This is a genomic window from Saccharospirillum alexandrii, from assembly GCF_004000275.1.
GTDB classification, from domain to species: Bacteria; Pseudomonadota; Gammaproteobacteria; order Pseudomonadales; family Natronospirillaceae; genus Saccharospirillum; species Saccharospirillum alexandrii.
In genome coordinates this window covers 1,555,145-1,568,284 of record NZ_RCIP01000001.1, presented here as the reverse complement: position 1 = coordinate 1,568,284, position 13,140 = coordinate 1,555,145, and the positions used below count along the sequence as shown (strand labels likewise).

At 60.1% G+C, this 13,140-nt stretch carries 7 protein-coding genes; all 7 read left to right on the top strand.

The annotated features are described in order from the left end of the window. Positions 1-6 precede the first annotated feature (6 nt). The 7 genes from EP166_RS06965 (at position 7) to EP166_RS06935 (ending at position 13,139) form a co-directional block, all read left to right on the top strand. Entirely contained in the window at positions 7-711 is a 705-nt protein-coding gene (locus tag EP166_RS06965; RefSeq protein WP_127556035.1) for a phage baseplate assembly protein V, read from the top strand. A 1-nt stretch (position 712) separates the two neighbouring features. After that, positions 713-1,129 carry a hypothetical protein gene (locus EP166_RS06960; protein ID WP_127556034.1) on the top strand — a complete coding sequence of 139 codons (417 nt, stop codon included), beginning with the start codon at positions 713-715 and terminating at the stop codon, positions 1,127-1,129. After that, positions 1,126-1,494 (top strand): GPW/gp25 family protein, encoded by a 369-nt coding sequence (locus EP166_RS06955; RefSeq protein WP_127556033.1) that lies wholly within the window; start codon positions 1,126-1,128, stop codon positions 1,492-1,494. Before EP166_RS06960 ends, EP166_RS06955 begins: the two co-directional genes overlap by 4 nt. Before the next feature lie 219 nt (positions 1,495-1,713). After that, positions 1,714-4,215, top strand: a complete 2,502-nt coding sequence (locus tag EP166_RS06950; protein ID WP_127556032.1) for a baseplate J/gp47 family protein — start codon at positions 1,714-1,716, stop codon at positions 4,213-4,215. Then, positions 4,212-6,887, top strand: coding sequence for a baseplate J/gp47 family protein (locus EP166_RS06945; RefSeq protein ID WP_127556031.1), 2,676 nt, complete (start codon positions 4,212-4,214; stop codon positions 6,885-6,887). The genes EP166_RS06950 and EP166_RS06945 overlap by 4 nt, the downstream gene beginning before the upstream one ends. Further along, positions 6,884-9,214, top strand: a complete 2,331-nt coding sequence (locus EP166_RS06940) for a hypothetical protein (RefSeq protein WP_127556030.1) — start codon at positions 6,884-6,886, stop codon at positions 9,212-9,214. Before EP166_RS06945 ends, EP166_RS06940 begins: the two co-directional genes overlap by 4 nt. 472 nt (positions 9,215-9,686) lie before the next feature. Further along, positions 9,687-13,139, top strand: coding sequence for a DUF6519 domain-containing protein (locus tag EP166_RS06935; protein WP_127556029.1), 3,453 nt, complete (start codon positions 9,687-9,689; stop codon positions 13,137-13,139). The last annotated feature ends 1 nt before the right edge of the window (position 13,140 follow it).

Here is a 13,140-nt window from a genome sequence, read left to right as displayed (position 1 = left end):
GGTGGAATGGAGCGCGCCCTTGTTGAACTCGCCGAACAGATGCGTCACCGGTATTACGGTAAATACCGTGGCACCGTGGAAGACAACAAAGACCCGGAAAACATGGGCCGCCTGCGCGCACGCGTGCCCAAGGTACTGGGGGATGTGGTCTCCCCCTGGGCGCTGCCATGCACGCCCTACGCGGGCGACGGCAGTGGCCAGTACAGCATCCCCCCGGTCGGCGCCGGGTTGTGGATCGAGTTCGAGGCCGGTGACCCAAGCCAACCAATCTGGTCCGGCTGCTGGTGGTCGCCCGACCAGGTACCGACTAATCAGGATGGCGACGGCAAGGTGCCAGGCATGAAAGTGATTCGCAGCGAGCAAGGCATGATGGTGAGCTTCGACGACGACGGCCAGACCCTCAGTGTCAGTGATAGCGATGGCAGCAATATTCTGAAAATCGAGGTGCAGAACGGGCAGGTGCTGTTGAAGGGCGTCAGCAAAGTCGTGGTCGAAGCGCCGCAAATCGAACTGGTGGAAAACGCCAGCCACCCGGTGGTGTTCGGTGATCAGTTGATGAACTACCTGACGCAGCTGGTAACCATGCTGCAAACCCATACGCATCCGGGACAATTGGCGGCTGGTATTTTTCCGGTTACGCCGATGATACCAACGCCGACCTTTCCGACGCCAACCTCTTCTTTGTTATCCCAAAAAGTAAAGGCGGGTTGATATGCCGATTAAAGCGGGAACCGTAGACGATTTCGCCGGCAGCATGGCCGAGGCAATGGAGCGCGCACTGATGGAGGAGTATCAGGCGGTAAAAAGCGAGGCGATGCCGGGCATTGGGGAAGAGGATCGGCGGATGCTGCTCTGCGCGATCTCACAAGGCGTGGTGCGATATTTAAAGGACAATTTGGATGCCTTCGTGCTCAGTTCGGACGTCACCCAAGTAACCGGCGAAGCCGATGCACCACTGATTCAAAGCACGAACCCGAGTGCAATCAGTGTGTCCGGCGGCGGTGCCGGTGGCAGTATTTCGGCAAACGACGCGGACGTTACGCAGATAAACAGCGCCTCTAATCGTGTGCGCAGTCGCGGTACGGCAACGATTGACCAAATGAACACATCGGGGACTTTGTACACATGAGTGGTCGACACATGTCATTCCCGTTCCGCATCGGTTCAGACGGCCGAACCCGGACACCGGAAAACCTGGAAGAACACATTAAGGGCGAGGTTATTCAGTTGCTGCTAACCAACCCGGGCGAGCGCCCCTTGCAACCACTCATTGGTGCCGGTCTGCGTCGTCTGGTATTCGAAGGCAACAGTGATGCGACAGCGGCCGTCGCCAAGGCAACGATCAACCGTGCCCTGAACGATTATCTGGGCCATCGCATAGAGGTAATGGCGCTGGAAGTCGAAAATAACGATGCAACCTTGCTGGTTGGTTTGCAGTACCGAATTGTCGCCACGGGTGAGGAGCAGCGGCTCCGGTTTGAGCACAGTCGTTAAGTTTGGTGGCTTACTTTTTTGGGCGAGGACTTATTCGGTGGTTGGGGGAGCGGTGGGTGTAGTCCTTTTTCGGGTCGCCGTGAATACACCGAAGCGTCGGACCGCCATGCAGGCTAGACCGCAGCATCCATGCTGCGGACTTCCCCAAATAGGACCACCCGGCAGCCGATGCGGGTTAAACCAAGGTAAAGGACGATGAAGCAGGCGAGGAAATAAACCATGAGCTATCGCTTCGATGAGGAAGTGTTGGCAGACCGGGCCCGGGACCTTGAAGATGAAGGGTTGAACGGGGTTGAGCTGGTGTTTGTTGAACTGGATCTGGCTTCGCCTCCGGCCTTTGCCGAGCTGCGTCTGGAATTTTTTAACGACCTGCATCTGGCGGCGATTGATACTTCTATTAATACGGATGGGAATGATCCGACATCTATATTGTCCATCAGCGGCGGTAGCCGCCTGATAGGTGGTAACGGGCCTGGTGAGGTTCAGGTTACTCAGTTGTTGGGGGTGAGCGGTAATGCGTTGACGCTGCGTGTTTCTCCTGTAGGCGATTACTCCACCTATCGACTGGGGGTTCGCTTTCAGAATGCCGCCGGAGACGACTTGATTGATCCGCTGTTTGCCGGGGTGCCCTTTAAATTCCGGCCCGGCTGCTTCAACCTCAATTGTGCGCCAACCTGGGAAAAAGGGCGCGAAAAAGCCCCCAAACCTGTGATTGATTATTTGGCCAAAGACTTTGATTCCTTCAAGCATGTACTCATTAACGCCATGCGCGATCGCGTGCCAGGTTGGGAACCGACCAGCGAAGTCGATCTGGATCAGGTTATTCTGGATCTGATTGCCGCCGATGGCGATTTCCTCAGCGATTTTCAAGATCGTGTCATGCAGGAACGCTATTGGGGGCTGGCGCGCAAACGAGTCTCGATGGCGCGCCATGCTCGGCTGATGGACTATCACATACACCAGGGAAACCAAGCCAGTACCGATTTGGTGCTGACCGTCGACAGCGAACAAACCCTGGGCAATGAATTCGCCGTTTGGAATGGCGGAAGCTGGAAAGACCCCGGTTCGCAGATTTTTGTGACCGCTCACGAACAAGGGTGTCACCCCTGGCTGAACCAAATCAGCTTTTACAGCTGGAACGATGCCCTGACCGCTCTGGATGCTGGCGCAATGTATGCCGACCTGGCATTGCCCGCCGCACTGAACCCCGGCAACGAAGGCGAAGCCGATCAGTTTCGGGATGTATTGCGGCGCGAGGAAGTGCGCTATCTCATTATCGAAGAACGCCTCAACCCCCAAACCGGCACCGTGAATGGCCGCGACACGGGCAAGCGTCAGAAGCTGACATTACTGACGGGTAACGATGCCGCCGAAACCCGGTTTGATCCGTTTACCAATCAGCATTACGTGCGGGTGTACTGGCAGCCGGATGATCGGTTGCGTCGCCGGTACTGTGTGACGACCCGGTGCGAGGGTGCGCCGGTAAACGACGTTTCCGTCCTGTTCGGCAACATTGTTCATGCCCGTCATGGCCGACCACACGTGACTGTATTTCGCCCGCCGGGTGCAATTGTAGGGGCGACCGATGCCTCGGTTTTACTTCACAGCGACGAAGCCTATTGGGAACCGGGGCGTTGGGGTGCTTTGTGTGCCCTGCCGGGTAAACCCCTGGCCTATCGTGATACACCGCCCGGTGGCGATGTACCGCCGCAGTCGTCCTGCCAGGTTGAGGTCGCGGGTTTTCTATCCCCCTGGGATGAACAAATCGATCTGATTGAAAGCCAGGGTGACGATGAACACTACCTGGTCGAAACCGATGAACTCAGCCGCAGTCAACTTCGTTTTGGTTTTGGTGAGGGAATGAGCGCCAACGGGCGGGCCCTGTCTGATGATGCTGTGGTGACTGTGCGGTATCAGGTGGGACGGGGCAGTGCCGGGAATAGTGGCGCCGATAAATTAACCGGGTTCGAAGGCCCGCCCTGGTTGTCGGCGGTGCGTAATCCCTTTGATGTGACCAACGGTCGCGACCCCGAACCGCGTGATGTGTTTTTGCGCCGCGTGCCCATCGCCTACCGCGCCAAACAGAAGCGCGCCGTTACTCTCGCCGACTATGTTGCCCGTGCCGAAGCGCTGCCTGAAGTATCACACGCCTATGCCCGTTATGGCTGGACCGGCAGTTGGCGCACGGTGCGGGTGTCCATTGACCCGACCGGCACCACCGAGCTGGATAACGAAACGCGGGAACGTATTCGCCGCCACCTCGATGCGGTGCGTCTGATCGGGGAGGATTTGGAAATCCGCCTGGCCCGTTACGTGCCATTGGACATCAAGCTGCGGCTGTGCGCCCACCCGGATTACTGGCCGGAAGACCTCGCCGCGATGTTGGAGCAGGAATTTTCCGATGCGTTAACACCCGATGGCCGCCCGGGGTTTTTCCATCCAGACGATTGGACATTCGGCCAGCCGTTGCACGCTAGCCAGATCATCGGTCGGGCTTTGGCGGTCACCGGAGTAGGGCGCGTTTTGAGTGTGAGCATGCGCCGGTGGAACCAGGGGTTTGGCCCTTCTACCAGCACCGTCACCATCGAACCGGAAGATCTGCCGTTGGCAGAGATTGATGTATTGGAGGTGCAGCCGTTCGAAGTCATTCAGGTCGCCAATAACCCCGATCACCTGGAGCAGGGCCGTATCACATTCACTATCGAAGGAGGCCGCCGATGACGTGCATTCACGATTGCGAAACCCCGCCGGTTTTTCCGTTGAAAATCGACAACCGGCGCGGCCTGCCGTCTGTTCACTATCGCATTGGCGATTACGGCAGCTTCCGCGAACACATGCTCGACCGATTGGATAAATCCAACACCCTGTCGGGCTGGACTCATCGCGGCAGCGACGACCCCGGCATTGCGCTGATTGAGGGCACAGCCATCGTCGCGGAGATATTGAGTTTTTATCAATCGCTCTACGCCAATGAAACCCTGATCCGTACGGCGAGCTGGCAGGAAAGCGTCAGTCGCCTGGTGCAACTGAGCGGTTACCGCATGGCGCCGGGTGTAGCCGGAGAAGCAACGTTTGCGCTTACCGTTGCCGGTGAAGAGGGGGTGACTGTGCCGCAAGGCTTTGGTTTCAAGGTCGATGTCGAAGGCATCGATGAAGCGGTCATTTTTGAAACCATCGACACCAACACAGCCTATTCAACGCAAAACGAATTCAGGTTGTATCGGCCGCGCAAAGGGTTTCAGCCAGTAATCGACGGGTTGAAATCGCTGGAACTTCAGGCGGTGGCAGGGGCTTCCGATCTGGCAAGTCTGACGACGGTTTCTTTCAAACCCGGCGACCGCATCATGCTGTTGCCTGAGCTGGCACCCTTCGCACCTGGCGGGGGGAGCTACAACAGTGGCAGCCCTCAGGCGCGGCCGGAAATCGTGATCGTGAAATCGGTCGAGCAGGTGCTGAATCGAATAACACTGCATTTCGAAGGCTCGCTGACGATTCCCCGCGATGCCATCGTCGAGGCTTACGTGATCGACCGCAGTTTTCGGCATTTCGGTCATAACGCCCCGGTACGCATTGGTCGGCTGAATGCAAACACCGGCTACATGGCGATGGAAGCAACGAATTTCGAGCGGCGGATATACACCAGCGACAGCGGCGATGGCGAGTTTTACAGCACTCTGCCCATGCTGGAATTGCCCCTTGATCAGGATGTGGATGACCTGCCCGTAGGCAGCAAAATCATTTGCCAGGGTCTGGCGGAATTCGATGGCAGCGGTGGTGTGGTGTCGTTCACGGTGGTGCGCACCGTTGAAGAAGTGCGCAGCGATACCCTGATATGGGGTGGCGTTAGCGGCGCCTGCGCAGTGGTCACGATGGAAGCGCGAATGATCGCTAATTTATCCATATTGAATGAAACCGCCGACATCCGACGCCTGCAAATTCACGAAGCCGTCAGCCCTGCGCTTCAGCTTCGCGCCCCAAGCGACTGGCACAGTGGCGCCTTTCCGGAGTCCACAAGCGGTTACGAAATACAGTATTACGGCTTTTTGAAACACGCCGAGCAACTGGTGGGCCGCCAGCTCATGCTCGCCGGTGACGACGGTCGTTTGCAAACGCTTAAGGTCCTCAGGGAAACCAGTTTCAACGCAGCCGGGAAGGATATCGCCCAGCCCTGGCTATGGCCCTTGATGCTCGACCAACAGCCCATTTTCGAACGCCAGTGGTTTAGCGAGCAGAATAATCGGGTGACGGTGTACGGCAACCTGGTCCATACCGACCAGGGCGAAACCCAACCGATGGCAGTGCTTGGCTCCGGCGATGCGCGGCGCACCTTTCTGACCCTGCCCTTGCCGAAAAATCCCCTGACTTACCAGTTGGTGTCTGAATCGACACCGCCTCACATTCCCGTGATTGAACTTTATGTCGATGGCGTGCGCTGGAAGCGGGTGGAGACCTTTTTCAGCATGGGCCCGAAAGATAGGGTCTACATCGTCCGCGAGGACGAAGCAGGCAAGGCCTACGTCCAGTGCGGCGATGGTGTAACCGGCGCGGTGTTCCCCTCCGGCCGCAACAACATCCAGGTAGCCTTCCGCAAGGGCGTTGGAGCACGTGGCGTGGCCGCCGACAAGGCGAAACCGACCGGCAAGCTGAAACCCCTAAAAGAAGTGCGCATGCTCGGCCCGGCCGTAGGCGGTGGGGACCCGGAATCCATCGAAAGCGCCCGCGAAGCGGCGCCGGCAAGAATGCAAAGTCTGGAGCGCCTGGTCGGCCTGGCTGACTACGAAGCCGAAACCCTGGCGCTCCCCGGCGTTCTGAAAGCCCGGGCGGATTGGGTTGCGCCCAGCGGCACGCCGCGCATCCGCATTACGGTGCTGTCGGAAAACGGTGAACCGGCGGCGGTCGACAAGGTGCGACACAGTCTGCAAGCCGCCAACCGCTGCCGGGGTGCCTCGCGTCACCCGATCCAGGTGGTGAACGGAAAACGCCAGTTTGTGCTGGTCGATTTGAGTGCCGGATTTGACCCCGACCGGCGCAGTGACGATATCCATGCACTGATTCTGGACACACTTGGCGCCTGGGGCGAAGAAGGCGACTCGCTGGACGTCACCGGCCTGTTCGGCCTCGCCGAGCGACGTTTTGGCCAGGGAGCACACGTCTCCCAGGTCTTGGCGGCGGTGCAAAACATTGAGGGCGTCAACTGGGTTCGCGTGGATGCGTTTCAACTCATTCCGCTGGGCAGCCCACCGGAAACCGACCCGAAGGAGCTGGCGCTACCCGCCAGCCCGGTGCGGGAAAAACGAATCGACTGCAACGGCGACGCCTTGCTCTCGCTCTACCAGGACCATTTGGTGATCAACCTGAGTGCCGACAGCGTCGCGGAGGCCTGTGACCCATGAGTACGCCCCGTCAGCCCCTGTACCAGCAATTGCCCGAAGTCTATCGCATCAAGGATGGCGAACAGCGCCCGGCCGATCAGCTCGAGGCCTATTTGGGCATTCTCGATGACGTGATGTCCGGCGTGCGCGACAATATCGAGGCTTTGTACCACGATTTCTTTATCGAAACCTGTGACGACTGGCTGATTCCCTACCTCGCCGATCTGCTTGGCGTCTCCCATCTTGCGGGCGACCCCTGGACATTGCGGGCCGACGTCGCCCGCACCGTCTTCCACCGACGGCGCAAGGGTACGCTGGGCGCGGTCGAATCCCTCAGTTTCACCTTAACCGGCTGGGCCTCCCACGCGGTTGAATCGCGCGAGCGCCTCGCCTGGAACCAACACCTGAACCACCAGCGACCCGATGCCGGTGGCCCATCCCCGCTGACGCAGCATACCGACATCGTCTCCCAGGTGCGCGGCGGCATGGCCAACCTGCGCGACCCCGCGCAACTGAGCTTCCTGAACGGGCCGTTTGACACCTTTGCCCACGTCGTCGACGTCAAGCCTGGCCAAACCGGCTCGCCGCGCTACAACCTGCCCAACCTGGGTGTCTATCTCTGGCGATTGAAAGACTATCAGGTGCCGGTGGTGGACCCAGGCATGATCGAAACTGCCGCCGTCGTCCCGGTTAACCCTGGCGATGCCAGTGCTGTCGTCCGTGCCATTGTCCATCCCCAGGCGGACCCGATGACGCTGTTCAACACCCACCGCTACGAGGCCGATGACGACCCGCCCAACCTCAGTCACGCCGATTCCGTACCCGGCCCCATGCCCTGGGCGCGGCTCAGCACCGACACACCCACCGGCAACCCTCTGGCCTACGTCGCCGTCGAACCCTACGCAGGCACGCCAGAGCAACCGAGCGCCGGTGCCGTCGGGTTGATCCTGCACATTCCCGATCCCCTGCCCGGCACCGATGGCTGGACCTTCCGGGGTGCCAACCTCTGCGCCTGGGAAGCGGGCCTCAGCCCGCCTATACGGGAAGACGAGATCGCCATCGACCCCGAGCGGGGCAGGGTGCTGTTCGGGGTGTCCAGCCTGGCCGCGCAAGCCACTCCTCTGGCCGAGGGGCTGTTAATTTCCCACACCTATGGCTTTTCCGGTCCGACTGGGGCACAGCCCGTGGTGCGCGCGGCCACCCCAGCCGAGTGGCAGGAGCAGGCCGTGGTACTGCGCTCGGTAAGCGGTGGTGGCGATATTGCCCTGCGCAATGCGTTGGCCGATCTGGATGCACAGACCCAGCCCGTGGTCGTCGAGATCCAGGACAGCCGAACCTACACCCTCGATATCGACACGGTACTCGGCCATGGCAGCGAAGGCGGCAACCCAGCGCTGACACTTGCCACCTCACTCTGGGTGCGCGCCGCCAGCGGCCAGCGGCCCGTTATCCGCCTGGTTAATCCGCTGCGCTTTCGCCCCGCCGACGTGCTTGGCCCGGGCGCGGCCGATGCCATCGCCAGCCTCGCCGTCCGTCTCGAAGGCCTGTACATAAGTTGGGATAGAACCGCTCCAGCCTTTGCCGCTGACGCAGCCCTAATCCAGCAAGCCGCCCTCAACCGGCTTGAACTGCTGGGCACCACCCTCGACCCCGGCGGCGCCTGGCAACTCGACCCGCTGTCGCCCGGCGTTCGCCAGGCCATGCGGCCGTCTTTCAACCTCGACAACGCCTTCGGCTTCATCGACGACCCGAATGAAGCCGATGCCTTCGACCAGCAATCCGTCATCCACATTGAGCGTTCCATCATCGGCCGGGTTCTGGCCGACGACGAATACGACCTCAACGTTATCGACAGCATCCTCGACGGCGGCAGCCCCGAAGGCGACCCCGCGCCCCAATTCGCCGTCCGCGCCGCCACCGGCGACCCGCTGGTCAATTGGGGCCCGGAACTCACCGTTTCCGGCATGACCGCCTTCGGCCGCATGAGGGTTCACAGCGTCACCGGCCAGGGCGGCATTTGGCTGCATCGCCTCGAAGCGCACGACAACCAGCGCGGCTGCGTCAAATTCAGCTATTTCAGCGGCGACAGCGACCGCCTGCCACCCCACCACGGCTGCGTGTTCGGCACCGCCACCGACATCAGCTTCGTCGCCACCTGGTTTGGCCTGCCAGGCTACGGCCAGCTCCGCCTGCGCAGCGACCCGCGCCTGCTCGACCAGGGCCCGAACAACGACGCCATGGGCTGCTTCGGCTATTTGCTGAACAGTCACAAATGGAAAAACCTGAACATCCGATACCGCGAGTACATGCCCGTTGGAATTCGACCGATATTGGTGCCAGTGACATGAACACAGTCAACACACACTTCGCCACCGTTCGGGTGACCTCTGTGGCGATGGTCCGCGGCGGATGCCACGGGTGCCTCCGTGAGGTCGGCGTGGATCCGTCCGTGGGGCCTAGACCGCAGCATCCCTGCTGCGGACTTCCTCACGGAGGCACCCGTGGCACCCGCCGCTCGATGATCGACAGAATTCAAATTCAAAGTTCAAACCGCATCCAATTTCGACTCCACAGAAGGCTAGTGCTGGCAGCCCAGCCATCCACTCGTACCCAATGCCACAAAAGACCAGTGCCGGCTGCCGGGGGTGCTTATCCGGGGAAGTCCACGGCATGGATGCCGTGGTCTAGGCCCCATGGATGGGTTCACGCCGACCCCGGAGAAGCACCCCCGGTAGCTGGCACGGGTTCCAGGCAAGGAACAGCCAGCGCGGGTTCCAGACACCGTAATACAACCGTCACCAAACCAGAGGGATACCCACTATGAAAGGGGACTTCTCGAAACTCAGTTTTCGACCGGCCAACAACTTCACCGGTGTATGGCACCAGCAGGGCCGAGTCCTGCTCGATCAGGACTGGAACGCCGGCACCCAAATCAGTCGCCACCTGCGAGAACTGCTCGGTCAGGATGTCATCGGCCCCGACCTCATTGGCATTCCCGCTGCCGAACCGGACAGTTGGCTGATCATTCAGGCCGAATCCGATGGTGCCAGTGTGGAAATCACCCTCGAACCCGGCCGCGGCTGGGTCGATGGCCTGCCTCTCTATCTGCCGGGCGAAGACGCTCTCGTCTTGCCAGCTACCTGGTACGGCCCACCCATCGATGATCCCGAGCCCGATGCGAGCAGTATCGGCATGGGTATCCGCGACGCCGTTGTCCTCGAAGCCTGGGAAGACGCCTTCAACGCCTTTCAGGATCCGGTCAACCTGCTCGAACCGGCACTTGGCGGTCCAGACACCACCGAGCGCACCAAGCTCTTCTACCGTCTGCGCCTACTGCGTCTGCAAGACGGTGAAGACTGCGGCAACCTCAACCGCCTGCAAGACGACCCCGATCTGCAAGGCCACCTCAGCGTCACCCCCGCGCCGACCCTCGCCATCGGTGGCGACTGCCCGGTGCAGGCCGGAGGCGGTTACACCGGCTTCGAACATTACCTCTACCGCATCGAAGTTGCCCGACCCACGTCGGCCGACGAAGCCCGCTTTAAATACTCCCGCTTCAACGGTGGCCTGGTCGGTCGCGGCATTTTCGATAATGCGCTCGACCAAATCACCGTCCTCGCCAACGACCAGATGATCAACCACTGCGGGCTCGACACCTTCTTCCTCGAAGTGCTCGCCCCCACCGCCTCCGGCACCCACTGGGACGTAGTCATGGAAGCCGATGCCTCCAGCGTTGGCGACGGCGTACTCTCGCTTACCAACATTGTGGGCGCCTGGCCCGGTGCGGGCACCGACGAAGCCTTCTTCCGGCTCTGGGACGGCACCGCCCTGGTTGCCAGCTTCGCCACCGGCGCGCCTGTCGATTTCGAATTGGGCCTGCGTCTTGAATTCGATGCGCCCACCGCCAACAACAGCAACTATCGACCGGGCGATTTCTGGACCTTCCAGCTGCGCACTGCCGGGACCGATTTCGACCCTTCTGTCTGGCCTAACGATGCGCCCCCCCAGGGGGTCGTTTACCACCGCGCCCCGCTCGGTATCCTCAACTGGAACGGCGGCCCGGTGATCACCCTCGACGGCCCGCCTAACATTCACGATTGCCGCCGCGTCTTCCAGCCGCTGACCAAAATCCAGAGCTGCTGCACCTTCAAGGTCGGCGACGGCCTGCACAGCTTTGGTGATTTTGAATCCATTCAGGACGCCGTCGATCACTTGCCCGACAGCGGAGGTGAGATCTGCGTGCTGGCTGGCACTTACCGTGAAACCGTGGTGATCGATAAAGACAATGTTCGCATTCATGGCTGCGGTCCGCGCAGTCGGGTCATCGGGGACCCGGCGGCTGATGATGAGGGCACTCCCGCTCCGGTTTTTTACGCCGAAGGACGACGGAATGTCCACATCGAAACCCTCAGAGTCGATGCCGCGCCCAGAGGCATCGGTATCCTCATCGAAACGGATGATCAGGGCGTGGAAAGTCAGCACATCGAGTTGCGAGGCTTGCTGGTGATCGCCACCACCGACAGCGCCATAAAAATCGTCGGCGCCCGCGAGGTGGGCATTCGCGATTGCGAACTCATCGCCGAGGATGCTGCCGGCGGCTGGTCGCCACTCTTTCTGCTGGGCGACGATATGCTGGTCGAACATAATCGAGTGCGGGTCATACCCTCCAAAGCCGCCAACACCCTGGCGGCTGTTCAGGCAGGGCGGGGCGGTATTCACCTGGCCGGAACCTGTGAACGCATCCGGTTAATCGATAACGACATCGTCGGCGGTATTGGGCACGGCATCACCCTGGGCACGGTTGAAGCCATCGATGAAGATGGCAACCCGGTTCCCGGCCTCATCGGCTGGGTCGTCAATCTGTTCGACCCCTGCGACCCCTGTTCACCGGGCACCGTTTATGTGCCACCCGGAAGAGACCCGGAAACCGGCGTTACCTATCAGTCCGCCGGGGCACTTTACGACATTCGGATCGAACGCAATCGCATCAGCGGTATGGGTTTGTGCGGCATCGGTGTGGTTGCCTTTTTCAACCTCGATGAGGAAGACGAATTCATCAGCGTGTTCGGGCTCGATATCCTCGGTAACGACATTCACGATAACCTCTGGCGCGACCTTGAAGTCATGCCCCGGGATGCCCGTCAGCACATGGGTTACGGTGCCATCGCCCTGGCCGATGTTGAAGCCCTGCGAATTTACGACAATCGGCTCGAAGACAACGGGCCGGATTACCTGCAACCCGTCTGCGGTATTTTTGTGCTGCACGTCGAAGGGCTGGATATCTGCCGCAACCGCATTCGCAACAACGGCCAACAGATCGAGGGCGATCGCGAAGATGCCGCCGAAGGCCGACGCGGTGGCATCGTCGTCCCCTATGCACTGCCGGGCATTGATGCCATGGAAGGGCGCGGCGGTTTCGTGCCACGCCAGAACGGTGTACCGGCCGCGCGCATTCACGACAATATCGTCTCCCAGCCGCTCGGTCAGGCGCTGGCCCTGGGCGGCCTGGGGCCGATGAGCATTTTGAACAACCAACTGACGTCTCAGGCGTTCGTGCAGCGTATCGGTGATCCAAGTTGGTGGGCGACCACAGTATTTATCGTGAATTACGGCCTGTCCAACGAGTTTTATTTGCAAACAGTATTGTTTCGCGGCGTTGTGGCCGACCCGATTGATGCGGGTGACATTCCCGTCAGCAATAATGGTTTCATACCCAGAGCCAGTCGCGGGTTGGACGATCAGGGCATTGGCCGCTATCTCGCCAACGGCAACATCATGTTCGCCAATAACCAGGTGTTTCTGGACCTCTCTGAGCCCGAAGTCGAGTTTGCCTTGTCGCAGGCCGCCATCATTAGCCTTGATGACGTGACGGTGCAGAACAATCAGTTCGACTGCGATTTCCTGGTCGACATCCTGTTTACCAATTTGCTCACCGTAGGTATGACCACCCGGGTTCAGGACAACCGATTCAAAGAGTCGCTCATGATTGCCTTGTTTTCCTCAGTCAACCTTGGGCTTATTTTCAACAACACCAGCGACAACCAGGCGACGCACTGCATCCTTAACCTGGCGTCGCCGGTCGGCGGGCTGCCATTCATAACCACCAGCATTCGTGCGCACGACAACCAGGTGTTGTTTAACGCGTTCAGCTTTCTCGATTTCTGGTGCGAGGCGTTCAGTGCCTGGGAAAACATTCTGGTGCCAAACGATTCAGCCAGTGACAGCGCGGCGGGCGGAATCAACACCGGTCTGAACCAATTATGGAGAGGGTAAT

Excerpts from the sequence above, each read along its gene's own strand:
- EP166_RS06965 (WP_127556035.1), top strand. The coding sequence starts at position 7 with ATGGAGCGCGCCCTTGTTGAACTCGCCGAACAGATGCGTCACCGGTAT.
- EP166_RS06960 (WP_127556034.1), top strand. The coding sequence starts at position 713 with ATGCCGATTAAAGCGGGAACCGTAGACGATTTCGCCGGCAGCATGGCC.
- EP166_RS06955 (WP_127556033.1), top strand. The coding sequence starts at position 1,126 with ATGAGTGGTCGACACATGTCATTCCCGTTCCGCATCGGTTCAGACGGC.
- EP166_RS06950 (WP_127556032.1), top strand. The coding sequence starts at position 1,714 with ATGAGCTATCGCTTCGATGAGGAAGTGTTGGCAGACCGGGCCCGGGAC.
- EP166_RS06945 (WP_127556031.1), top strand. The coding sequence starts at position 4,212 with ATGACGTGCATTCACGATTGCGAAACCCCGCCGGTTTTTCCGTTGAAA.
- EP166_RS06940 (WP_127556030.1), top strand. The coding sequence starts at position 6,884 with ATGAGTACGCCCCGTCAGCCCCTGTACCAGCAATTGCCCGAAGTCTAT.
- EP166_RS06935 (WP_127556029.1), top strand. The coding sequence starts at position 9,687 with ATGAAAGGGGACTTCTCGAAACTCAGTTTTCGACCGGCCAACAACTTC.